The sequence below is a fragment of the Microbacterium oryzae genome (assembly GCF_009735645.1).
GTDB classification, from domain to species: domain Bacteria; phylum Actinomycetota; class Actinomycetes; order Actinomycetales; family Microbacteriaceae; genus Microbacterium; species Microbacterium oryzae.
This window is the reverse complement of the sequence record NZ_CP032550.1, coordinates 595,363-619,152: the sequence shown is the minus strand read 5'-3', so window position 1 is coordinate 619,152 and position 23,790 is coordinate 595,363. Positions and strand designations below refer to the sequence as shown.

21 protein-coding genes are annotated in these 23,790 nt (G+C 71.5%); 17 read left to right on the top strand and 4 right to left on the bottom strand.

Translation table 11 applies throughout. The features are described 5' to 3' along the window. The first annotated feature begins 75 nt into the window (after positions 1–75). From D7D94_RS02785 to D7D94_RS02775, 3 genes are all read left to right on the top strand, one after another. Positions 76–1,200, top strand: a complete 1,125-nt coding sequence (locus D7D94_RS02785) for a Gfo/Idh/MocA family protein (RefSeq protein ID WP_281349340.1) — start codon at positions 76–78, stop codon at positions 1,198–1,200. Continuing rightward, the gene (locus tag D7D94_RS02780; RefSeq protein WP_156241112.1) at positions 1,197–1,925 is read left to right on the top strand and encodes a ThuA domain-containing protein; all 729 of its coding nucleotides are present in this window, start codon (positions 1,197–1,199) and stop codon (positions 1,923–1,925) included. The genes D7D94_RS02785 and D7D94_RS02780 overlap by 4 nt, the downstream gene beginning before the upstream one ends. A 123-nt stretch (positions 1,926–2,048) precedes the next feature. Beyond that, on the top strand, positions 2,049–2,342 hold the full coding sequence (locus tag D7D94_RS02775) for a hypothetical protein (protein ID WP_156241111.1): 294 nt from the start codon (positions 2,049–2,051) through the stop codon (positions 2,340–2,342). Between the two features lie 61 nt (positions 2,343–2,403). On the opposite strand, the gene D7D94_RS02770 is transcribed toward D7D94_RS02775, so the two are convergent. Beyond that, positions 2,404–3,579: a mechanosensitive ion channel family protein gene (locus tag D7D94_RS02770; protein ID WP_156241110.1), complete on the bottom strand. Its 1,176-nt coding sequence runs from the start codon at positions 3,577–3,579 to the stop codon at positions 2,404–2,406. A 119-nt stretch (positions 3,580–3,698) separates the two neighbouring features. On the opposite strand from D7D94_RS02770, the gene D7D94_RS02765 reads away from it, so the two are divergent. From D7D94_RS02765 to D7D94_RS02725, 9 genes are all read left to right on the top strand, one after another. Beyond that, a complete protein-coding gene (locus D7D94_RS02765; protein ID WP_156241109.1) occupies positions 3,699–4,679 on the top strand; it encodes a DMT family transporter in 981 nt (326 codons plus the stop codon). After that, on the top strand, positions 4,676–5,848 hold the full coding sequence (locus D7D94_RS02760) for a sensor histidine kinase (protein ID WP_156241108.1): 1,173 nt from the start codon (positions 4,676–4,678) through the stop codon (positions 5,846–5,848). Before D7D94_RS02765 ends, D7D94_RS02760 begins: the two co-directional genes overlap by 4 nt. A 120-nt stretch (positions 5,849–5,968) precedes the next feature. Continuing rightward, positions 5,969–7,621 (top strand): ABC transporter substrate-binding protein, encoded by a 1,653-nt coding sequence (locus D7D94_RS02755; protein WP_156241107.1) that lies wholly within the window; start codon positions 5,969–5,971, stop codon positions 7,619–7,621. 56 nt (positions 7,622–7,677) lie between these two features. Beyond that, a complete protein-coding gene (locus tag D7D94_RS02750; protein ID WP_216648679.1) occupies positions 7,678–8,763 on the top strand; it encodes an ABC transporter permease in 1,086 nt (361 codons plus the stop codon). 1 nt (position 8,764) lies between these two features. After that, a complete protein-coding gene (locus D7D94_RS02745; RefSeq protein WP_156241106.1) occupies positions 8,765–9,757 on the top strand; it encodes an ABC transporter permease in 993 nt (330 codons plus the stop codon). Beyond that, on the top strand, positions 9,754–11,397 hold the full coding sequence (locus tag D7D94_RS02740; protein WP_156241105.1) for an ABC transporter ATP-binding protein: 1,644 nt from the start codon (positions 9,754–9,756) through the stop codon (positions 11,395–11,397). Before D7D94_RS02745 ends, D7D94_RS02740 begins: the two co-directional genes overlap by 4 nt. 67 nt (positions 11,398–11,464) lie before the next feature. Next, positions 11,465–12,568 (top strand): NAD(P)-dependent alcohol dehydrogenase, encoded by a 1,104-nt coding sequence (locus tag D7D94_RS02735; RefSeq protein ID WP_156241104.1) that lies wholly within the window; start codon positions 11,465–11,467, stop codon positions 12,566–12,568. Positions 12,569–12,635: 67 nt separating this feature from the next. Then, complete coding sequence (locus D7D94_RS02730; RefSeq protein WP_156241103.1) at positions 12,636–13,559, top strand: PfkB family carbohydrate kinase; 924 nt, start codon at positions 12,636–12,638, stop codon at positions 13,557–13,559. Positions 13,560–13,571: 12 nt separating this feature from the next. Then, entirely contained in the window at positions 13,572–15,941 is a 2,370-nt protein-coding gene (locus D7D94_RS02725; RefSeq protein WP_156241102.1) for a glycoside hydrolase family 65 protein, read from the top strand. 6 nt (positions 15,942–15,947) lie between these two features. Here D7D94_RS02725 and D7D94_RS02720 read toward each other — a convergent pair whose 3' ends face one another. Beyond that, positions 15,948–17,000 carry an ATP-dependent DNA ligase gene (locus tag D7D94_RS02720; protein ID WP_156241101.1) on the bottom strand — a complete coding sequence of 351 codons (1,053 nt, stop codon included), beginning with the start codon at positions 16,998–17,000 and terminating at the stop codon, positions 15,948–15,950. Between the two features lie 52 nt (positions 17,001–17,052). Then, positions 17,053–18,417: an HNH endonuclease gene (locus tag D7D94_RS02715; protein WP_156241100.1), complete on the bottom strand. Its 1,365-nt coding sequence runs from the start codon at positions 18,415–18,417 to the stop codon at positions 17,053–17,055. Between the two features lie 307 nt (positions 18,418–18,724). Here D7D94_RS02715 and D7D94_RS02710 point away from each other — a divergent pair, with 307 nt between their 5' ends. Next, positions 18,725–19,912: a glycosyltransferase gene (locus tag D7D94_RS02710; RefSeq protein ID WP_156241099.1), complete on the top strand. Its 1,188-nt coding sequence runs from the start codon at positions 18,725–18,727 to the stop codon at positions 19,910–19,912. Between the two features lie 89 nt (positions 19,913–20,001). Here D7D94_RS02710 and D7D94_RS02705 read toward each other — a convergent pair whose 3' ends face one another. Continuing rightward, a complete protein-coding gene (locus D7D94_RS02705) occupies positions 20,002–20,223 on the bottom strand; it encodes a hypothetical protein (RefSeq protein WP_156241098.1) in 222 nt (73 codons plus the stop codon). Between the two features lie 124 nt (positions 20,224–20,347). On the opposite strand from D7D94_RS02705, the gene D7D94_RS02700 reads away from it, so the two are divergent. From D7D94_RS02700 to D7D94_RS02685, 4 genes are all read left to right on the top strand, one after another. Further along, on the top strand, positions 20,348–21,325 hold the full coding sequence (locus tag D7D94_RS02700) for an NAD(P)H-quinone oxidoreductase (protein ID WP_156241097.1): 978 nt from the start codon (positions 20,348–20,350) through the stop codon (positions 21,323–21,325). A 102-nt stretch (positions 21,326–21,427) separates the two neighbouring features. Next, positions 21,428–22,501 (top strand): iron-containing redox enzyme family protein, encoded by a 1,074-nt coding sequence (locus D7D94_RS02695; RefSeq protein WP_156241096.1) that lies wholly within the window; start codon positions 21,428–21,430, stop codon positions 22,499–22,501. Further along, positions 22,494–22,694: a CDGSH iron-sulfur domain-containing protein gene (locus tag D7D94_RS02690; RefSeq protein ID WP_156241095.1), complete on the top strand. Its 201-nt coding sequence runs from the start codon at positions 22,494–22,496 to the stop codon at positions 22,692–22,694. Before D7D94_RS02695 ends, D7D94_RS02690 begins: the two co-directional genes overlap by 8 nt. Further along, positions 22,687–23,712: a glycosyltransferase family 2 protein gene (locus tag D7D94_RS02685; RefSeq protein ID WP_156241094.1), complete on the top strand. Its 1,026-nt coding sequence runs from the start codon at positions 22,687–22,689 to the stop codon at positions 23,710–23,712. Before D7D94_RS02690 ends, D7D94_RS02685 begins: the two co-directional genes overlap by 8 nt. The last annotated feature ends 78 nt before the right edge of the window (positions 23,713–23,790 follow it).

The window sequence follows — 23,790 nt, the reverse complement described above, 5'->3', positions numbered from 1 at the left end:
AAATCGCCTCTCGACCTGGCCGGATGCACCTGGTTGACTGCCAGGGAGAGCGCCGCATCCGACGAAAGAGGAACCGTGACCCTGCCCTCCCCCTCCCCCGGCCGTCCGCTGCGAGCGGGAGTCGTCGGCATCGGCTGGGCCGGCCAGCAGCACATGGCGGCCTACGCCGCTGCAGCCGACGTCGAGCTCGTCGCCATCGCCGGCAAGGAGGAGGCGATCCGCGCGGAGCTCGCCGCGACCTACGGCGTCTCCCGCACCTACGCGGACTGGGAGGAGATGATCGCGCACGGCGACCTCGATGTGGTGAGCGTGGCGGTGCCGACGTTCCTCCACGCCCCCATCACGATCGCGGCGCTCGGCACGGGTGCGCACGTGCTGTGCGAGAAGCCGATCGCCCGCACCGGCGCGGAGGGCCAGGCCATGGTCGACGCCGCGCGCGCGGCCGGCCGCATCCTCGAGATCACCTTCAACCATCGGCGCCGCGGCGACATCGAGGCCATCCGCGCCGCGGTCGAGGACGGCACCATCGGCCGCCCGTACCACGCACGGGCCATCTGGCTGCGACGCGCGGGGATCCCCGCACTCGGCAGCTGGTTCACGAACGCGGAGATGTCGGGCGGCGGCCCGCTCGTCGATCTCGGCGTGCACGTGCTCGACTGGACGCTGCACCTCATGGGCGAGCCCAGGGTCACCGCCGTGTCCGCCGTGACCCACTCGGAGCTCGGCCCGCGCGGGCTCGGCGGGTCGGGGGCGGTCAAGCACGGCACCGGAAGCGCCTATGAAGTCGAGGACCTCGCCACCGCGCTCCTGCGGCTGGAGGGCGGCGGCTCCATCGTGCTGGAGACGAGCTGGGCCTCCCACCGCTCCACGCCCGACCAGTTCGGGATCACCCTGTACGGCACCGACGGCGGCGCGGACCTGTCGGTGGTCGACTACGCGCCCTCGGGCGAGCTGACGATCTACACGGGCGACGGCGAGATGAGCCTCGACACGCCCGTCGTCGCACCTCCCGGTCGCGGCCACGCGGCCGTGGTCGAGACGTTCCTCTCCCACGTCGCCGACCCCTCGTCCTGGCCCACGCACGACGGATCCATCGGTCTCAGCCGCGCCCGCATCGTGGACGCCTGCTACGCATCAGCCGCGGCCGGCCGGGAGGTCGCCCTCGGCCCGGAACTCGAGATCATCGGAGGACGCCCATGACCATCCGCGCACTCGTCTGGAACGAGAACGTCCACGAGACCACGCAGGAGGAGATCCGCGAGATCTATCCCGACGGGATCCACGGGACGATCGCCGCAGGCCTGCGCGACCTGCTCGGCGACGACGTCGAGGTGCGCACCGCCACCCTCGCCGACCCCGAGCACGGTCTGACGGAGGAGGCGCTGCGAGCGACCGACGTCCTCCTGTGGTGGGGGCACATCGCGCATGATCGGGTGTCCGACGACGCGGTGCGCCGCGTGCAGGAGCAGGTCCTCGCCGGCATGGGCCTCATCGTGCTGCACTCGGGGCACTTCTCGAAGATCTTCACGCGCCTGCTGGGCACGACCTGCTCGCTCGCCTGGCGGAACGACGGCGAACGCGAGCTGGTCTGGACGACCGCCCCCGGCCATCCGATCGCCGAGGGCGTCGAGAGCCCGATCGTCATCGACCGGCAGGAGATGTACGGCGAGCACTTCGACATCCCGAACCCCGACGACCAGGTCTTCATCAGCTCCTTCGCGGGCGGCGAGGTTTTCCGCTCGGGGGTCACCTTCACGCGCGGCCGCGGCCACATCTTCTACTTCAGTCCCGGCGACCAGGAGTACCCGGTGTACTTCCATCCGCAGGTGCGTCGGGTGCTCGCGAACGCGGTGCGCTGGGCGGCTCCGGCCGGCGAGCGGAGGCTCCCCGAGGTGAGCAACCCGCAGCGTCGCGACTGGCGCTGAGCGCGCATTCTCCGTCAGGATCGCGGATCTGTCAACCCTTTCGAGCCATCTTGGAGGGACGCGGCCGCGGTCGATAGAAATTCTCTATCGCCGCAGACCGCGGCAGCTCAGAACGGAGGACAGATGTCGCTGATCGCAGAGGCAAGCCCGAAGGTCGCCACCACCCGCACCGCATCGCCCATGCGCACGGGTCACCCGAGCCTGGGTCGTGCGCCGGAGGCCACCATCATCCCCGTGAGCCTCACCTCGTACCAGGTCGCCCTGGCCGACGAGATCAAGGGCTACGTCTGCGTGAAGGGCTCCGGCTGGGAGCTGTTCTCCGGGTCGCACATGGCCGACGCCGTCTCGCTCGGCACGCGCCCCACGCTCACCGTCGCCATCCGCGACCTGGTGACGGAGATCCCCGCCGCCGCCTGAGCACGCCCCACGACGAAAGCGCCGCCCCACCGGGGCGGCGCTTCGTCGTTCCCGGCGCGGATCAGCCGGGCCGATCGGGGTCGGCGCGGTCGGACGAGATGACGGGGATGGCCTGGGTGAAGCTGCTCGCGCGCGCCTCAGCGGCGGCGCTGCCGGTGAACAGGCCGACCTCGCCCGTGGGCGTGGGCTCCTCGGGCCGCCCCTCCGCCGGGTCTGCGAGCACCACCCGCTGCACGGGCAGCGCGTCGGGGGCATTCCGCTGCACCCACGCCACCATGGCCTCGCGCACGACGCAGCGGAGGTCGAACAGCGTCGGGGCGTCTTTCGCGGTGACGAGGATGCGCACCCGCACGAAGCCGCCCGTCGCCTCGGTCACCTGCAGGACGCCGGCACGGCCATCCCACAGCGGCGTCGTGGCGAGCACGGCGTCGAGGTGCGCGCGCATGCGCGCGGGCGACACGCGCCAATCGAGGTCCAGCTCCACCGAGCCGAGGAGCTCGGAGCCCTGCCGCGTCCAGTTCTGGAACGGCGTCGTGGTGAAGTACGTGCACGGCAGGACCAGCCGCCGATCGTCCCACAGGTCGAGCACGACGTAGCTGAGGGTGATCTCCCCCACGCGCCCCCACTCGCCCTCGACCACGACGACGTCGTCCACGCGCAGCGCGTCGCTGAAGACGAGCTGGATCCCGGCGAACATGTTCGCCAGCACCGACTGCGCGGCGAGGCCCGCCACGATCGATGCGATGCCCGCCGACGCCAGCACGCTCGCGCCGACCGCGCGGACGGCGGGGAAGGTCAGCAGCGCCGCGCCGATGGCGACGACGACGATGATCGCGATCGCGAGGCGCCGCACGATGAGGGTCTGCGTGCGCACCTTGCGCGCGAGGCGGTTGTCGGGCACGTCGATGCGATAGCGGCCGAGCGCGAGGTCGCTCGCGAACAGCACGAGGGTGGCCAGGAGCCAGCCGGTGGCGGCGATGAGCAGGATGGTCATGATGCGGTCGACGGGGCCGCTCACATCCCCGTCGACCGGCAGTGCGTTCGCGAGCGCGACCCACAGGGCGACGACGAGCATGGTCGCCCGGAACGATGCCCGGGAGCGCTGCACGAGCGCCTGCGGCCACGAGCGACGCCGGGCGGCGAGGCGGATGGCGACCGCCGCCAGGACGGTGAGGGCGAGCGCCGCCGCGACGCTGACGCCGAGGACGATCCAGAAGCGGATCCAGGGTTCCGACATGGGCCTCCTTCGATCGGGCGCTGACCACGCTATTGCCGCGCACGGGCCGGGGGCAGGGGCTTGCGGACTAGGCTCGTCCGGTCCCCCTGCTTCCCCATCCGAAGGACCACGCGCGCCCGATGACCAGCTCCGCCCCCGCCATCCCCCGTGTCTCGACCGCCGGCTTCGTTCTCAGCGCATTGGCCACGGTCGGCGCCGGCATCGGGATGGCCGTGCAGGGCACCGCGAACGGAGCGCTCGGCGGCGTGCTCGGGCACGGCCTGTTCGCGGCGACGGTGTCGTTCCTCGTCGGGTTGGCCATCCTCGTCGTCATCACGCTGGTCGCCCCCTCCGCGCGCTCCGGCGCGGTGCGCGCGTGGCGGCTGGTGCGCACCGGGGAGTTCCCGTGGTGGATGACGCTCGGCGGGCTCGCCGGCGCGGCGGTCGTCGTCTCGCAGGCGTTCACCATCCCCCTCATGGGCGTCGCGGTCTTCACGATGGCGTACATCGCCGGTCAGCTCGCCGGCGCGCTCGTCGTGGACAGCACCGCGCTCCCGCCCGGCGGCCGGAAGCCGCCGACCCGCTGGCGGATCATCGGCACGCTCGTCGTCCTCGTCGGCGTCTCGCTGTCGGCCGTCGGCGTGCTGAGCCAGGGCATCCCGCTCTGGGCGCCGATCCTGCCGATCGTCGCGGGCGTGCTCACCGCCTTCCAGCAGGCGTTCAACGGACGGCTCCGCATGAGGGCCGGGTCGGCCATCGCCGCGAACCTCATGAACTTCCTCACCGGCTCCGCGTTCCTCGTGCTCTGCTCGATCGGCCTGCTCGTCGCGGGCGTGCGCGTCGCGGCGCTGCCGGACCTGCCCGCGGACTCCTGGATGCTGCTCGGCGGCGCCCTGGGCGCGGTGTTCATCGGGGTGACGACCGTGACCGTGGCGCGGCTCGGCGTGCTGCTGCTGAGCCTCATGTCGCTCTTCGGCAACCTCCTCGGCTCGCTCGTGATCGATCTGACGTTCCACTCCGCCCACGCCGAGGTGAACGCGATGACGTTCGTCTCCATCGCCGTCGTGCTCGCGGGGGTCGCCATCACCTCGCTCCCGCAGCGGGTCGAGGCGCGCGCATGATCACCGCGCAGGACGCCGCTCGACGGGAGATGATCGCGGCGTACGACGTCGTCGACGGCCCTCCCGAGCCCGATCTCGAGGGGATCGTCCGCATCGCGGCCGTGCTCTGCGGGGTCTCGACCGCGGTCGTCAACATCATCGACGACCGCCAGCAGCACCAGGTCGCCGCGGTCGGGTTCGAGCCCGCCGTCTGCTCCCGCGAGGACTCGATGTGCGCGGTGATCGTCCGCAGCGCCGACCCCGTTCCCGTCTTCGTCGCCGACGCGCGCGAGGACGAGCGGTTCGCCGACAACCCGTTCGTGACGGGCGAGATCGCCCGGGTGCGCTTCTACGCGTCGAGCCCGCTGGTGTCGCCCTCCGGCGTGGTCGTGGGGACGCTGTGCGTGTTCGACGAGAGCACGGGCTCGCTCACCCCGGACCGGGCGCAGACCCTCGACCTCCTCGCGCGGCAGGTGATCGACGTGCTCGAGCTGCGCCGCATGACCCGCGCCCTCCGCGCCACGAACGAGCAGCTGAGCCACTTCGCGGGTCAGATCAGCCACGACCTCCGCAGCCCGCTCACCGCGCTGACCGGCTTCCTCGAGATCGCGGCGGACGACGCCGAGGCGGCGGGGGCCATGCGCGCGGCGTCGCTCATGGCGCGAGCGGGCGCCGCGGCGGACCGGATGGGCGACATGATCGCCGACGTCCTCGCTTTCGCCCGCGCGGGCGGCGCGAAGCCGCACCTCGAGGACGTGGATCTCGGCCGTCTCGCCCGCGAGGTGGTCGACGATCTCTCCGGCCCCGACGACGCCTCCGCGATCACCCTCGCCGCCGACGTGGCCGTCCGGGCCGACCCCGCGCTGCTGCGTCCGCTCCTGCAGAACCTCGTCGTCAACGCCCGCAAGTTCGCGGGCGCCGTGCGCGAACGGCCGCGCATCGAGGTGCGCGCGCACGCGCTGCCCTCGGGATGGCGCATCACGGTGGACGATGACGGCCCCGGCATCCCGGTCGCCGAGCGCGAGCGCGTCTTCCGCCTGTTCGAGCGGGGCGCCGACGAGGCGGCCGCGGGGAGCGGCATCGGCCTCGCCACCTGCCGCCGCCTCGTGGCCGCGCACGGGGGTCAGATCGGGGTCGAGGAGTCCCCGCTCGGCGGCGCGCGGTTCTGGGTGCTGCTGCCGAGGGACTGACGCCCGAGCCGTGTGAGCGGCGGTGACCGGGGAATGCTCCGCATTGTGCGAGGATTCCCAGATGACCGTCGGCGTCGCCGCCGACGAGTGTTCCTCATCACCGAAGAAGAAGGCACGCACATGGCATACCCTCACAGCGGCAGCGCGCGCTCGCGCGTCGCCATCGCGGCGCTCCCGGCCGCGGCCATCCTGGCTCTCGCCGGCTGCGGCGGCGGCGGATCCGACGACGGCGGCAGCGCGGATGGCGGCGGGTCGGGCTCCGGAGACAACGTGATCCTCGTCGGCACCACCGACAAGGTCACCACGCTCGACCCCGCCGGCTCGTACGACAACGGGTCGCTCGCGGTCCAGACGCAGGTGTTCCCGTACCTCGTCAACACCGCTCCCGGCAGCACCGAGGTCGTGCCCGACCTCGCCGAGACCGCCGAGTTCACCTCGCCCACGGAGTACACGGTGACGCTTCCGGAGGGGCTGACGTTCGCCAACGGCAACCCGCTCACCTCGAGCGACGTGAAGTTCTCCTTCGATCGCCAGCTGGCCATCCAGGACCCGAACGGCGCGTGGTCGCTGCTCTACAACCTCGACTCCATCGAGACGCCGGACGACACGACGGTCGTGTTCCACCTCAAGAGCGAGAACGATCAGGTCTTCCCGTACATCCTGACGAGCTTCCCCGGCGCCATCGTCGACGAGGACGTCCTCGCGGCCGACGCACTGACCACGGACGACGAGATCGTCGACGCCAACGCGTTCGCCGGGCCGTACTCGATCACCTCGTACTCGTTCAACGAGCTCATCGAGTTCACGCCCAACGAGTCGTACCAGGGCCTCATCGACGCGGCCGCAAACGACGGCATCATCCTCAACTACTACGCCGAATCGTCGAACCTGAAGCTCGCGGTGCAGGAGGGCGACGTCGACGTGGCCTACCGCAGCCTGTCGCCCACCGACGTGGAGGACCTCTCCGGTCAGGACGAGCTGACGGTGCACGACGGCCCCGGCGGCGAGATCCGCTACCTCGTGTTCAACTTCGACACGCAGCCGTTCGGCGCCAAGACCGACGAGGCCGACGAGGCGAAGGCCACCGCCGTCCGCCAGGCCGTCGCGTCGCTCATCGACCGCGACGAGCTGAGCGAGCAGGTGTACAGCGGCACGTACTCGCCGCTCTACTCCTTCGTGCCCGAGGGCTTCGCCGGCGCCACCGAGGTGCTGAAGGACCTGTACGGCGACGGCGCCGGCGCGCCCGATGCCGCGAAGGCCGAGCAGGTGCTCGCCGACGCGGGCGTCGAGACGCCCGTCTCGCTGAGCATCCAGTACAGCCCCGACCACTACGGCCCGAACTCGGGCGACGAGTACGCGCTCATCGAGAAGCAGCTCGAGGCCGACGGCCTGTTCGACATCACGCTCGCCTCGACGGAGTGGACGCGCTACTCGGAGGACCGCGTCAGCGACGTGTACCCGTCGTACCAGCTGGGCTGGTTCCCGGACTACTCGGACGCCGACAACTACCTCACACCCTTCTTCCTCATCGACAACTTCCTGGTGAACCACTACGCCGACCAGGAGGTCAACGACATGATCCTCCAGCAGGCCGTGACGCCCGACGTCGACGAGCGCACCGCGCTCATCGAGGACATCCAGGCGCGCGTCGCCGAGGATCTGCCGACCGTGCCGTACCTGCAGGGAGCGCAGACGGCCGTCAGTGCGTCCGACGTCGACGGCATCCTGCTCGACGCGTCCTTCAAGCTGCGCTTCGCGCCCATCACGCGCTGAGCGAAGGGGCGGCCCCCGACCGGGGCCGCCCCTTCCCCATCACCCGAGGATCCTCCGTGGCTGACACCCTGATCGCCCCGGCCGAGCCCGCCACTCCCGTGACCTCCCGCCGCGCCCGCGGCGGGAGCACGCTGTGGCGCTATCTGCTCGTCCGGTTCCTGCTCATCTTCCCGACCGTGTTCATCCTGGTCACCACCGTCTTCCTGCTCATGCGGACGACCGGCGACCCCATCAGCGCCGCCCTGGCCGGGCAGCTTCCGCCCGCGCAGCTCCAGGAGCGCATCGAGGCGGCCGGCTACGACCGCCCGCTCTTCGTCCAGTACGTCGAGTACCTGGGCCAGATCGCCACCTTCGACTTCGGCCGCACGCTCGACAACCAGGCCGTCGTCGACGTGCTGCTGCGCTACGGCGGGGCCACGCTCGAGCTCGCGATCTACGCCCTCATCGTCGCGTTCATCGTCGGCATCCCGCTCGGCATGCTCGCCGCCGCCGTCCGCGACCGCTGGGGAGACGCGGTCCTGCGCGTCTTCGCCATCCTCTGCTACGCGACGCCGGTGTTCTTCGCGGGCCTCGTGCTGAAGCTCGTGTTCTCGGTCTGGCTCGGCGTGCTGCCGAGCTCGGGTCGCGCCTCGCCCCGCGTGGAGATCGCACTCGGCCGGCTCGACGGCGCGACGGGCATCTACACGATCGACGCCATCCGCACCGGCAACCCGGCGTACCTGACCGATGTGCTGTCGCACGCCGTGCTCCCGGGTCTCGCGCTCGGTCTGCTCACCGCCGGCGTGTTCCTCCGGCTCGTGCGGACGAACGTCATCGGCACGCTCGCGATGCCGTACGTCGACGCCGCGCGCTCGCGCGGTGTGAGCGAGTTCCGGCTCGTCCGCAAGCACGCGTACAAGCCGGCGCTCATCCCGATCATCACCGTCATCGGCCTGCAGATCGCACTGCTGCTCGGCGGCGCCGTGCTCACCGAGACGACCTTCGAGTGGCCGGGGCTGGGCTTCCAGCTCACCGAGTTCCTCAAGGCCCGCGACTTCGTCGCCGTCCAGGGCATCGTGGCGCTCCTGGCGGTCATCGTGGCGCTCACGAACTTCGTCGTCGACATCATCGCGGCGCTCATCGACCCGAGGGTGAGGTACTGACATGGCACGCACCTCGCTCTGGGCGCGCCTCCCGATCGTCCACCAGTACCGGCAGTCCGTCGGCCTGCAGCGCGGCATGCTCGCCGCCGGCCTCGTCATCTGCGCGATCTTCCTGCTCACCGCGCTGTTCGCACCGCTCCTCGCGCCCTACGGGTTCGCGCAGCTGGCCGACGACGACGGCTCGTTCGGGGCTCAGCAGGCGCCGAACGGCGAGCACCTGCTCGGCACCACCGTCGGCGGCTTCGACGTGCTCTCGCGCGTGATCTGGGGCAGCCGCACCGCGCTCATGGTCATCGTCGTCTCCGTCGTGCTGTCGATCTTCGTCGGGATCCTCCTCGGCGTCGTCTCCGGCTACCTCGGCGGCTGGCTCGACCGCGTGCTCGTCGTCATCTGCGACGCCATCTACGCCTTCCCCACGCTGCTGCTCGCCATCGTCACGGCGATCGTCATCTCCGGCGGGCAGTCGAGCCTGTTCGGCGGCGTGTTCGCGGCGGCGATCTCGATCACCGTCGTGTTCATCCCGCAGTACTTCCGGGTGATCCGCGCGGAGACGGTGCGGATCAAGGCGGAGGCCTACGTGGAGTCGGCGAAGGTCCTCGGCGCCTCCACGTGGCGGATCATGATCCGGCACGTGCTGCGCAACGCCACCCGCACGCTGCCGCTCGTCTTCACGCTCAACAGCTCCGAGGCCATCCTCACCCTGGCGGGGCTCGGCTTCCTCGGGTTCGGCATCGAGCCGACGGCGGCGGCCGAGTGGGGCTACGACCTCAACCGGTCGATCGCGGATGTCACGAGCGGCATCTGGTGGACGTCGATCTTCCCCGGCGCCGCCATCGTGCTCGTCGTGCTCGGCATCACCCTCGTCGGCGAGAGCCTGAACGACCTCGCCGACCCGCGCCTGCGTGCGCGCCGTCGGGCCGCCGCGCAGACCCCCGCCGATGCGACCGCCGCGACCACCGTCACCGCCCGCGAGGAACTGGGAGAAGCCCTGTGAGCACCGAAGATCTCGCGGTCGAGATCCGCGACCTGCGCGTCACCTTCGCCACCGACGGCGGCGACGTCGACGCGGTGCGCGGCATCGATCTCGACGTGCGCGCCGGGGAGGTGCTGGCGATCGTCGGCGAGTCCGGCAGCGGCAAGACCGTCACGGCTCGGACCATCCTCGGCCTGCTGCCGGAGACCGCGCGGCTCGCGGGAGCGGTCGTGCTCTCGGGCACCGACGTCGTCGGCCTGTCGGGATCGCGGCTGCGGCAGCTGCGCGGGACCGAGGCGGCGATGATCTTCCAGGAGCCGTCCACGGCGCTCAACCCCGTCTACACCGTGGGATGGCAGATCGCCGAGGGCCTGCGGGCGCACGGCGACGTGTCGCGGAAGGATGCCCGCGAGCGCGCCATCGACATCCTGCGCCGGGTCGGCATCCCCGACCCCGAGAAGCGCGTCGACGACTACCCGCACCAGTTCTCCGGCGGGCAGAAGCAGCGCATCGTCATCGCGCACGCGCTCGCGCTCGACCCGTCGGTGATCATCGCCGACGAGCCGACGACCGCGCTCGACGTCACCGTGCAGGCGGAGATCCTCGATCTCCTCCGCCGGTGCCGCGACGAGTTCGGCACGGCGATCGTGCTCATCACGCACAACATGGGCGTGGTCGCCGACCTCGCCGACCGGGTCGCCGTGATGTACCGCGGCGAGCTCGTGGAGTCCGCTCCCGTCGGCGAGCTGTTCTCGTCACCGCGACACGAGTACACGCAGAGCCTGCTCGCCGCCGTGCCGCGGCTGGAGATCGCCGATCGCGCGTTCACGGGAGCGACCGACGCCGAGCCGCTCGTGCGCGCGCAGGGGCTCGAGATCGAGTACGCCGGTCGGCTCGGACGCAAGGCGTTCCGCGCGGTCAACGGCGTGGACTTCGAGATCCGGCCCGGTGAGGTCCTCGGCCTCGTCGGCGAGAGCGGGTCGGGGAAGACCACCATCGGCCGTGCCATCGCGGGCCTCGCGCCCGTCACCGGCGGGTCGCTGCGGGTGCTCGACGTGGAGATGAACGGGCTGCGCGAGCGCGACTTCCGCGCGCGGCGGCGCGAGCTCGGATTCGTCTTCCAGGACCCGGCGTCGAGCTTCAATCCGCTGCTCACGATCGCGCAGTGCATCGCGGAGCCGCTCGTCGTGCACCGCGTGGCGCGCGACGCGAACGACGCCCGCGATCGGGTGGACGAGCTGCTCGAGGCGGTGCAGCTGCCGAAGGCGTTCGGCGACCGCTACCCGCACGAGCTGAGCGGCGGGCAGCGCCAGCGGGCGAGCCTCGCCCGCGCGCTGGCCCTCAAGCCGCGGCTGCTCATCGCCGACGAGCCCACGAGCGCGCTGGACGTCTCGGTGCAGGCGCGCGTGCTGGAGCTCTTCACCGAGCTGCAGGAGCGCTTCGGATTCGCGGCGCTGTTCATCACGCACGACCTCGCCGTGGTCGACCTGCTCGCGCATCGCGTCGCGGTGCTGCATCGCGGCGACATCGTCGAGCAGGGGCCGACCGCCGAGGTGCTGGGCGCGCCCCGCGACCCGTACACGCGGCGGCTCATCGCGTCGCTGCCGGTGCCCGACCCCGTCGAGCAGGCGCAGCGGCGGGAGATGCTGCGCGGGCTGTGACCGGCGCGTCGTCTGCGCTACAAGCGTAGCGTAGTTGCAGAGTTGTATTCGCGTGAAAGGAAGATCGATGACCACATCCATCCGCGCCGCCGTGCTCCACGGGGTCGACGAGCCGTTCCGCTTCGAGGAGCTCACGCTCGCCGACCTCAACCCGGACGAGGTGCTCGTCAAGATCGTCGCCACGGGCCTGTGCCACACCGACCTCGCGGTGCAGCACGGGGACATCCCGGGCGCGTTCCCGTTCGTGCTCGGCCATGAGGGCGCCGGCATCATCGAGCAGGTCGGCGCCGCCGTGACCGGCTTCGCTGTGGGCGACGCCGTCGGCCTCTCCTTCGCGGCGTGCGGGCACTGCCGCAATTGCCTCGCCGGTCGCGAGGCGTACTGCCTGCAGTTCATGCCGCTGAACTTCGGCGGCGTCCGGGAGGACGGCACCACGACGATGACGGATGGCGAGGGTGCCGTCGTGCACGGCAGCTTCTTCGGTCAGTCGTCCTTCGCGACGCACGCGATCGCAGCGGCGAAGAACGTCGTGAAGCTGCCGGAGGGAACGCCCGTGGAGCTGGCGGGACCGCTCGGCTGCGGCATCCAGACCGGCGCCGGCACCGTGCTCAACTCCCTCGACGTGCCGGCCGGCGCGACCGTCGTCGTGGCGGGAACCGGCGCCGTCGGCCTGTCGGCGATCATGGGCGCCAAGGTCGCGGGCGCGACGACGATCATCGCGGTCGACGTGCTGCCGGAGCGGCTCGCCTTCGCCGAGCGTCTCGGCGCGACGCACCTCATCAACGGCAAGGAGGAGGACACGGTCGCCCGCATCCTCGAGATCACCGGCGGCGGCGCGCTGTACGCGGTGGACACCACGGGTGTCGCTCCGGTCATCTCGCAGCTCCTCCAGGCCACGGCCTTCGGAGCGAAGATCGCCCTCGTGGGCGTGCCGCGGCCGGGCTCCACGCTCGACCTCGGGCTCGTCGCAGCGTCGGGGAAGACGATCGTCGGCGCCATCGAGGGCGACGCGATCCCGCAGAGCTTCATCCCCGAGCTGATCGCCCTGCACCAGGCCGGTCGGTTCCCGTTCGACGAGCTCATCACGACCTACCCCTTCGACGAGATCGAGCAGGCCATCGCCGACACGCAGTCGGGCACGACGGTCAAGGCCGTCCTCGTGATGCCCTGACGCGGGAGCCGACGGAGGGGGTCCGGCCGCACGGCCGGGCCCCCTTCGTCGTCGGTAGGGTCGGAGCATGTCCGCAGGCGCGCACCCCCAGGCCATCCGACCGAGCATCGTCGTCGTCGGGCAGGCGGGCCGCGACCTCGTGCTGCGGGTGGATGGCCTCCCCGACGCGGGCGGGAGCGCGCCGGTCGCGGAGCGGATCGAGCGCCTCGGCGGCAAGGGCGCGAGCATGGCGATCGGCATCCGCCAGCTGAACCCCGATGTGCGGCCGACGCTCCTCGCCGTGCTCGGAGCGGACGCGGCAGGCGACGTCGTGCACCGGGAGGCCGTGGCAGCCGGACTCGACGTGGCGCACGTGACACGGCGTGGGCGCACGGCGCTCATGGTCGACGTCGTGACGGCGGACGGGGAGCGACGACTGCTCGAGGACGCACCCGCGGAGTCGCTGCTGACCGTCGACGACGTGGAACGGGCATCCGACGCGCTGGAGCGGGCGCACGTCGTCGTGCTCCAGCTGCAGCAGCCGGCGACGGCCCTGCTCGCGGCGGCGCGGATGGCGTCGCAGGCGCGCATCGTGCTCGACGGCGCGGTCAGCGGGCGCGAGCGCGACGAGCTGCTGGCGCTGGCGGACGTCGTGCGGGCCGACGCCCACGAGGCCGAGCTGCTGACGGGCACGCCCATCCGCACCCGCGAGGACGCCTCGCGCGCTGCCGGTCGACTGCTCGACGGGCGGACGACGCTCGTCGCGCTGTCGGTGGCGGGCGAGGGGGATCTCGTCGCGTGGCCGGGCGGGGAGGAGTTCCACCCGCACGGCGAGACGGAGATCGTCGACGCGACCGGCGCGGGCGACGCCTTCGTCGCGGGGCTCGTCACCGGTGTGCGCCACGGCGAGTCGCCGCAGCGCACCGGGCAGCTCGCGGCCGACTGCGCGGCGGCGACCGTGCAGCGGCTGGGAGGCCACCCCGATCTCGAGGCTCTGCGCGCCGGCGTGTGAGACGGTGAGGGGGTGACTCGGCCTCTCGCTTTCGACACCGCGCCCTGGAGCATCGGCCTCGCCGGTGTGGACCCCGCTCAGCTCGCCCACCGGGAGTCCGTGTTCGCACTGTCGAACGGACACGTCGGATGGCGCGGCAACCTCGACGAGGGAGAGCCGCACGGCATCGCCGGCAGCTACCTCAACGGCGTGTTCGAGCACCATCCGATGCCGTATGCGGAGGACGGGTACGGGTATCCGGACCGCGGGCAGAGCGTGATCAACGTGCCGAACGGCCAGATCATCCGGCTCTTCGTCGACGACGAGCCGTTCGACGTGCGCGCCGGCCGGACCGCGTCGCACGAGCAGCGGCTCGACTTCCGCGACGGAACCCTCCGTCGCGAGGTCGAGTGGACATCCCCCGCCGGCCGCACGGTGCGCGTCAGATCCACCCGCCTGGTGTCGCTCACGCACCGCGCCGTCGCGGCCATCCGGTACGAGGTGGCGGCGGTCGACGCCCCGGTGACGGTCACCCTGCAGTCCGAGCTGGTCGCCAACGAGCCAATGCCGGAGCCCCATCCGGACCCGCGCGTGCAGGAGGCGCTGCACAAGCCGCTCGAGGAGGCCGACCGCTTCGTGCTCGGCACCGGAGCGACCCTCGTCCACCGCACCCGCGAGAGCGACCTCGGCGTCGCGGTGAGCATGGACCACGTCATCGCGGCGGCCGGCGAGCGCACGCCGACGACCGACACCGCGACATCCGCCGACCTCGCCCGGACGACCATCGCCGCCGAACTCGCTGCGGGCGAGCGCCTCGAGGTTGTCAAGTTCGTGGGGCACGAATTCCAGCACGGGCTGTCGGCGTCGGGGCTCCGCGATCGCGCGGAGGCGGCGGTCGGCGACGCCGTGCGCGACGGATGGCAGGGGCTGATCTCCGGGCAGCGGTCGCGTCTGGACGACTACTGGACGTGCGCGGACGTCGAGGTGGAGGGCGCGCCGCGCCTGCAGCAGGCCGTGCGGTTCGCGCTGTTCCACGTCTTCCAGTCCGCGGCGCGCCTCGAAGGACGCTCGGTGCCGGGCAAGGGCCTCACCGGCGCGGGCTACGAGGGGCACACGTTCTGGGACTTCGAGGGCTTCGTCCTGCCCGTGCTGACCTCCACCGCACCGGAGGCGGCGGAGCAGGCGCTGCGCTGGCGGCACGCGACCCTCGACCACGCGCGAGCCCGCGCGCGACAGCTGCACCTCGCCGGCGCGGCGTTCCCCTGGCGCACGATCGACGGCACGGAGTCGTCGGGATACTGGCCGGCCAGCACGATCGCGTTCCACCTCAACGCCGACATCGCCGCCGCGGCGATGCACTACGTGCGCGCGACCGGCGACGAGCGGTTCGAGCGCGAGGCGGGCCTCGAGATCCTCGTCGAGACCGCGCGGCTGTGGGTCTCGCTCGGGCGGTGGGATGCCGACGGCGGCTTCCACCTCGACGGCGTCACCGGGCCGGACGAGTACTCCGCGATCGTCGACGACAACGTCTTCACGAACCTCATGGCGCGGCAGAACCTCGTGGGCGCGGCCGACGCGGCGCGGCGCCATGCCGATGTCGCCGAGGCGCTCGGCGTGACCGACGAGGAGATCGGCGGATGGTCCGCGGTGGCCGCGGCCATGGCCATCCCGTTCGACGAACGGCGCGAGGTGCACCCGCATTCGGCGGGCTTCACCGAGCGCGCCCGCTGGGACTTCGAGGCGACGGGCGACGACCAGTACCCGCTGCAGGACCACTTCCCGTACTTCGATCTGTACCGGAAGCAGGTCGTGAAGCAGGCGGATCTCGTGCTGGCGCTGCTCTTCGCGCACGAGGCGTTCACTCCCGATCAGAAGGCGCGCGCGTTCGCCTACTACGAGGCGCTCACGGTGCGCGACTCGTCGCTCTCGGCGGCGGCGCAGTCGGTGATCGCCGCCGAGGTCGGGCATCTCGACCTGGCCGCGGACTATCTCGCGGAGGTCGCCACGATCGATCTCGACGACCTCCACGGCAACACCGAGGAGGGGCTGCACATGGCCTCGCTCGCGGGTATCTGGATGGCCATCACCGCCGGTCTCGGCGGCATGCGCGAGAGCGAACGCGGGCTGCGCTTCGCGCCGCGGCTTCCCGAGCAGCTGACGCGGGTGAGCTTCGGGATCCGCGTGCAGGGGCACATGCTGCGGCTCGACATCCGGCCGGAGGCGACGACGTATCGAGCGGTGGACAGCACCCCGCTGACGGTGTGGCACTTCGGCGAGGAGCTGCTGCTGCAGCCCGGCGAGGCGGTCACCGTGCCGACGCCGCCGCTGGGCGACCCCGGCCCTCGCCCCACACAGCCGCGGGGATGCGCGCCGCGCGACTTCGAAGCGGCGTTCGGCGAGTAGCCGCCGTCAGCCGCGACCGAGGACGTCCGACAGCATCGCGGTGCGAGGCTGCTCGAGCTGGGCGAAGGTGCACGAGCGCGGGTCGCGGTCGGGGCGCCAGCGGCGGAAGCTCGGGATGTGCCGGAACCGGTCGCCCTCCATGTGGTCGTAGGCGACCTCGACGACGAGCTCAGGACGCAGCGGCACGAAGGAGAGGTCCTTCGCCGCGTTCCAGCGGCTGCCGGCGCCCGGAAGCTGGTCGCCGTTGTCGGCGCCCCCACCCCACGGATGCTCGGCCGACTCGTCCTGGCGGTACGGCGCGAGCTCGTCGAGCAGCTCGCGCCGGCGGGCCATGGAGAACGACGCGGTGACGCCGACGTGCTGCAGTCGCCCGGCATCGTCGTAGAGCCCGAGGAGGAGCGAGCCGACGATGTCACCGGTCTTGTGCCAGCGGAATCCCGCGACGACGCAGTCGGCGGTCCGCTCGTGCTTGATCTTGAACATCGCGCGCTTGTTGGGCTGGTACGGATCGTCGAGGCGCTTGGCGACGACGCCGTCGAGCCCTGCCCCTTCGAAGGCGTGGAACCACTCGCGCGCCTCCGCCAGGTCACTCGTCGCCGGCGTGAGGAAGACCTGATCGGAGCCGCTGCCGAACGCCGCGATGAGGCGTTCGCGCCGCTCGCGGAAGGGACGCGGCATGAGGTCGACGTCGCCCTCGGCGAGGAGGTCGAAGCCGACGAAGGACGCGGGCGTCTGCTCGGCGAGGAGCTTCACGCGACTCGCGGCGGGGTGGATGCGCTGCTGCAGCGCCTCGAAATCCAGCTGCCCGTCCGATGCGACGATGATCTCGCCGTCGATGACGCAGCGGGGCGGGGTGGTCGCCTTGATGGCCTCGATGAGTTCGGGGAAGTAGCGCGTCATCGGACGCTCGTTGCGGCTGCCCAGCACGACCTCGTCACCGTCGCGGAAGACGATGGTGCGGAACCCGTCCCACTTCGGCTCGGTGTGCCCGAGATCGGGGATCTCGGAGACCGCCTTCGCGAGCATCGGGGCGACGGGCGGCATGACGGGCAGCTGCATCGGCTCAGTCTTGCACTCTCGGACGTCGAGCGGCATGGGTTCCACGGGTCGTTCACGCGACGAGTCGGTAGCGGGTGGGGCCGCCGCGGCGGGGTGTGCGGGTGTGGTCCAGCCAGGGCGGTGGGATGAACCAGGGCACCGCGTTCCTGCCGACTCCGTCGATGCGGATCTCCCACCCGTCATCGTGGATGCGATGGTGGCACGCCACGCACAGGAGGATCCCGTTGTCGAGGTCGGTGCGGCCGCCGCGAGACCACCAGTCGATGTGGTGCACGATGGTATGTCCTGGAGGCGCTCCGCAGAACGCGCATCCGCCGTCTCGTTCGGCGAGGGCGAGCTTCTGCTTCTTGGTGAACAGGCGCTCCTCACGTCCGAGATCGAGGACTTCGCTGTTTCCGCCGAGGACGCAGGGGATGATCTGCGCATCCACGGCCATCCGCCTCACCGCCCGAGCGGTGATCGGCTGCTCGATCCCGTCGATCCGCGCCGTCCCCGCCGCCCCTGCGGCCTCGGCGTTCTCGTCGAGGGCGGCGCGGAAGGTGTCGTAATCCATCCGGACGACCATCGTCGTGATCGGCCTGGTGGGAACCGCTCGGCATCCGAGCGCGTGGCGCGCGAGGTCGGCGAGGATGTCCGCCTGCATCTGCATGCGGGTGCGGCCGTCCTTCTTCGCCGGGTCGTCCTGGTGCTCGTTCCGACGCATGATGCGGGTGACGATGCCGTCGATCGCGGTCACGATCGGGGCGGCGGTCTCCGGATCGAAGCGACCGGTGAGGGACACCGATCCGTCGCGCTCGGTGCGGAACGCCAGCATCCGCCGGTCCCGCCGCTCGTGCTCGCGCGGTTCCTTCCCATCCGGATCGAGCCGGGCCTCCGCGTCCAGCAGCATCCGACGCAGCTCGTCACTGGTCAGCCCGGGCGCCCGTGCGGCGAGGATCGCCTCCATCTCCTCGCATGCGGCATCGCCGGCGCGGATCGCGACCCGGTCAAGCAGACTCACGATCCCCTCCGCCGCGGTCACGCTCAGCACCCCCGCCTTGACCGCCTGCGCGACATGGGGGTGCTTTGCGGGCAGCTCCTCCCCCACGAGGTTCCGCCGGGGCGCGGTCGCCTCTCCGACCTTCATCATCCGGGCGGCGTCCGCGGTGCTCGACCCCGTTGCCGCGGAGATCAACGCAGCGGGGGAGGTGAAGCCGCGCTTGCGGGAGTAGGAGTCCTTCCCCAGCTCGCGCCGCGACTGTCGACTGATCTCCCCCGCGACAGGAGCGAATCCCGCCTCGGCAACCCGCCGGATGGACGCGAGCACGTCGGTGAGCTCCGCCATGTCGTCTGGCGCCAAGCCGACCACATCGAGGTCTGCCACCGCGCTTCGCAGAGCGCCGAGGACCTCGATGAGCGGGCCTGTCACCTTCGACATGCCCTCATCGTACTTCTCTTCGAGAAAAAAGGCAATAGGTTTCGCTGCTATTTCTTCTGCCACCCGCACTCAAAGACGCGCTTCCGACGGAACAGAACGGGGACCACCCGGGCTCGGGCGTGGTCCGCTAGTAAAGCGAATTACTAACGTCGCTGCGATTCGCGATCATCTGCCACCCACGCGAGAGGCACACGAAACCAGACGTTCACCATCCGCTCGTCTCGCGTCCACTGACATCCCGCATGCTCGCGCAGAACATGAACGGACGGCGCCTCCGCCATCCGCTCTCGATCCCGAAAGGCGCCCGATGACCCTTCGCGTGCTCTCCCTCTACGAGGGCTTCTTCGCGGGCGGCGCTCGCATCCTGCACACCGATGTCCTCGCCGGTCTGCACGACGGCATCGACCAGGCGCACACCGTGCTGTCACTGTCATCCCGCGCCCACCGGGAGGGAACCGTGCAGCACCTGCGCGACGACGCGCGGCATGCGCGGCTGGTGGCGGCAGGAGTCGAGGTCTCGGCACTGGAGCGGACGGCGGGCGGCGACCCCGGCCATCCGTCGTCGTTCACGGAGCTGGATCTGCACCGCGCGGCCGAGGCGATCTCTCGCGCCGATGTGGTGCTCTCGCTGAAGGAGCAGCCGCTCGGCCTGCTGCTCGCGCTGCGCGATCACGGGCTGCTGCCGCCGGTCCCCGTCGTCACCTGCCTGCATCGTTCAGACCCGAAGCACTCGGGCCCGGCGCTCGTCTGGCTCACGGAGGCGGCGCAGCAGGGGATCGTCACAGCGGCCCTCTCCTGCGCCGACGCCACCGACCACGCGTACGCCGGTCACCTGCCCCTCGGCCTCGATCGCTTCGTCGTGCCGAACGGCATCGACACCGACCGGTTCGCCCCCGGCGAAGCGGATGAGCTCGCTGCCACGCGGCGCGCGCTGGGCATCCCGGTGCACGCTCCGGTCGTCCTGCTCGCCGCGCGCTTCGACGCCATGAAGGACCCCGGGCTCTTCCTGAGCGCCGCCGCTCGCCACGCCGCCACACGATCCGACGCGCACTACGTCCTGTGCGGCGCCGGCATGACGCGCGAGAATCCGGCCTTCGCGTCGATGCTCGCTGCCGCCGATGTGCCGGAGGACCGGGTGCACGCGCTGGGCCTTCGCAACGACATGCCGTCGCTCTACCGGATCGCCGATCTGGTCGCCCTCACCAGCGCGTACGGCGAGGCCTCTCCGCTGTGCCTGCTCGAGGGCGCGGCGAGCGGGGCGACTCCCGTCACGACGGACGTCGGCGACGCCGCACGCAGGGTCGCCGGCTTCGGCATCGTGACGTCGCGATCAGCCGACCAGATCGCCGCCGCGTGGAGCAGCGTCCTCGCAGCCCGGCCATTCTGGCGCGAGGCCGCGCTCGCGGCACGTCCGACTCTGTCCCGAGCGCGCATGATCGAGCAGTACCGCGCCGTGCTCCTGAGCGTCGCGGGGCGTGCGGACGTCGCCGCCTAGCTCCGGTTCGCCAGTGCGGGCGACACAGTTCGTCGGCCGAAAGCGCGTCGCCTGCACTGGCGAGTCACGAGACCGGCCTGCCGACCCGTCTAGATCGAGACGTCGTTCTCGATGTCCTCGGCGAGGTCGTCGACGCGCTCGGGGCGCAGGTCGACGCCGACCTCATGCAGACGCTCGTCCAGCACGTGGCTGACGTCGTCGGTCACCTGACCGTGCCGGATCTCATCCCGCACGTCCTCGACGACCTCCTCCACGATCTCCTCGTCGTCCTGCTCGGCGTCGAATCCGGGCTGTTCCTCATGTGCTGCCATGATCCGATGATGCGAGCGATGACCCGCCCGCACGAGCCCTTGACGAATCGTCAGCGGATGGTCGTGCTGGCGCGAGCGGGCTGCTCTGGCCGCGCCCTCGAACCCCCGGTGTAGCGTCGATCGCATGCGCGCCATCACGATCGATCACCCCGGCGACGAGGACGTCCTCACCCTCACCGACCTGCCCGACCCGGTCGCCGGGCGGGGCGAGGTGCTCATCGAGGTGGCGGCCGCGGGCGTGAACAACGCCGACCTCCTGCAGCGTCAGGGCCACTACCCGCCGCCTCCCGGCACCTCGGAGCTCCCCGGGCTCGAGGTCTCCGGCGTCATCCGCGCTCTCGGCGACGGCGTCACGGAGTGGAAGGTCGGCGACCGGGTCGCCGCGCTCCTCGCCGGGGGCGGTTACGCCACGCTCGCAGTGGCTCCCGCGTCTCAGCTCCTCCCCGTGCCCGACGACCTCGACCTCGTCGGGGCCGCCGCGCTGCCCGAGGCCGCGTGCACGGTGTACTCGAACCTCGGCCTCATCGCCGGGCTGCGTCCCGGTCAGACGCTCCTCGTCCACGGCGGCACCGGCGGCATGGGCTCGCACGCGGTCCTCTGGGCGAAGGCGCTAGGCGCCCGCGTGATCGCGACCGCGGGCGGCGAGCGCAAGACAGCGGCCGCGCGCGAGCTCGGAGCCGATGTCGTCATCGACTACCGCGCGGAGGACTTCGTCGCACGCGTCGACGAGGAGACGGATGGCGTGGGCGTGGACGCCATACTCGACGTCGTCGGCGCCGACTACCTCGAGCGCAACCTCACCGCGCTCGCCCCCAACGGGCATCTCGCCGTGATCGCGTCGTCGAGCGGACCCTCGGCGCCGCTCCCCTTCGGTCTGCTCATGCGCAAGCGCGCGACGATCAGCGGCACCACGCTGCGCGCGCGCCCGCTCGCCGAGAAGGCCGCGATCGTCGCGGCGGTGCGCGAGAACGTGTGGCCGCTCGTCCTCGACGGCCGCGTGCGGCCGGTCGTCGACGCGGTGCTTCCGCTGGCGGACGCGCCCGAGGCGCACCGGCGGATGGCCTCGGGCGCCGTCATCGGGAAGCTCCTGCTGCGTGCATAGCCCGACGGCGCGGACATCCGCCGAACGCCGCGGAGTCTAGAGGCCGGGGCTCGAACGGTCGAGGGATGGCGGACAGCCGCTCCTTCGTCGGAGACTGTGGGCATGCAATCGGAGACCCTCGTGTCGCAGACCATCGAAGGCCGTGACACCGGCCGGATCCCCTTCGCCGCCCGCGGACCCCTGAGCGACGCCGTGCTGCGTCGGCTCACCGGCTCCCCGGAAGGCGAGGGTGCGGACCACGTCGAGATCGCTCGCCGTGCGGTCGCCGAGGTCGGCGACGTCTTTCACGACGATGACGTGCAGCTGACGCTGTTCGCCCTCTACGCCTCGTCCTACGGCTCGCTCGACGCGTTCGATCCCGAGCTCGAATGGGATCCGAACCTCATCGCGACGCGTCGGATCCTCGAGGAGCGCTTCGAACGCGATCTGCGGATGGCCGTGGCGACGCCCGATCTTCCCGATCCGACCGCGGATGCGGTCTCCCGATCGCTGTTCGCGCTCACCGGCGCAGACTCCGGGCCCAGCCTGTCGCGGTACCTGGCGAAGAAGGCGACGCTCGAGCAGGCGCGCGAGTTCTTCATCCAGCGCTCGGTCTACACGCTGCGGGAAGCGGATCCGCACTCCTGGGCCATCCCGCGCCTGCACGGTCGTCCCAAGGCCGCCCTCGTCGAGATCCAGGCGGATGAGTACGGCGGCGGGCGGCCCGACCGCGTGCACGCGGCGATCTTCGCCGCGGCCATGCGCGGCGCAGGTCTCGACGCGACCTACGGCGTCTACGTCGACGACGTGCCGGCGATCACCCTCGCCTCGCACAACATGATGTCGATGTTCGGACTCAACCGCCGCCTCGTCGGCGCGATCGTCGGCCACCTCGCCGCCTTCGAGATGACCTCCTCCATCCCGAGCCGCATGTACGGCGACGGGCTCCGCCGCCTCGGTTTCGGCGAGGACGTCACGGACTACTTCGACGAGCACGTGGAAGCCGATGCCGTCCACGAGCAGATCGCCGGTCGCGACCTCGCCGGCGGCCTGGCGGAGGACCGCCCCGACCTGCTGCCCGACATCATGTTCGGCGCCGCCGCATGCCTCGCCGTCGACGGCTGGGTGGGTCAGCACATCCTCGACGCCTGGACGCATGGGACGGCGTCGCTGCGGAAGGCCGGCGCTGATGCCTGAGCCCCGCCCCACGCTCACGCCGTATCCGGATGGGCCGCTGCTGCTGCGCGGCGACGTCGATCTCGTGACCGCGGACGGGGAGCCGATCCCCCGGAGCCGCCGCACGGTCGCCCTCTGCCGCTGCGGGCTCTCGACGATCAAGCCCTTCTGCGACGGCACGCACAAGGCCGCCGGCTTCCGCACGGATGACTGATGCCGCGGGGGCAGCGCACGTCGCCGCCCCGATCGCGGCCGAGTACATCCTGCCGCTGCGCTGGAGCTCCGACGAGGGCCTCGAGGAGCTGACGAGCTATCTCCGACGGCTGCGCGCGTGGGTCGATGTCACCGTCGTCGACGGCTCGGACGCCGGGCACTTCGCGGCTCATGCCAGGGCCTGGCGCGGGCTCGTGCGTCACGTCCCGGTCACGGTGGCCGACGGAGCCAACGGCAAGGTGCGCGGCGTCCTCACCGGCATCGGGATGGCCAGGCACGAGGCGATCGTGATCGCGGACGACGACGTGCGGTACGAGCGCGAGTCGCTGGCCGCTGTCGTGGGCGGCCTCGCCACCGCAGACCTCGTCAGACCGCAGAACCACTTCGCGCCGCTTCCCTGGCACGCGCGCTGGGACACCGCGCGCACCCTGATCAACCGCGGCCTGGGATGGGACTACCCCGGCACCTACGGCGTGCGCCGCTCGATTCTGGAAGCGACGGGCGGGTACGACGCCGACGTGCTCTTCGAGAACCTCGAGCTCGAGCGCACGGTGCGCGCGGCGGGCGGTCGCGTGAGAGACCGTCCGGACATCCTCGTCCTGCGGCGCCCGCCATCCGCGCGCCATTTCCTCTCGCAGCGGGTCCGGCAGGCTTACGACAGCTTCGCGCAGCCCTGGCGTCTCGCGCTGGAGGCGGCCATCCTGCCCGTCCTGATCCTCCTGTTCAGGCGCCCTCGAGCGCTGCTCGGGATGGCCGTGGTGCTGATGGTCGTCGCAGAGCGCGGTCGTCGTCGTGACGGCGGGCGCGCGGTCTTCCCCGCGGCGACACTGCTCTGGGTGCCGGCGTGGCTTCTCGAACGCGGCATCGCCACGTGGGCGGCGGTGTTCCTGCGGCTGGGCGGCGGCGTGCAGTATGCCGGACGGCGCCTGCCGCGCGCCGCGCACTCCGTCCGCGCGATCCGGCGACGCGCCATGCTGCGAGACGGGTCGATCGCGACAGGACCTCGGATGCCGTCGTGACGACCGTCGGCCGCTGACGAAGCCCTTGCGGAGCTGCTCCGAGAGGCGCATCATGAGCGCCATCCGAGACACCGTCGG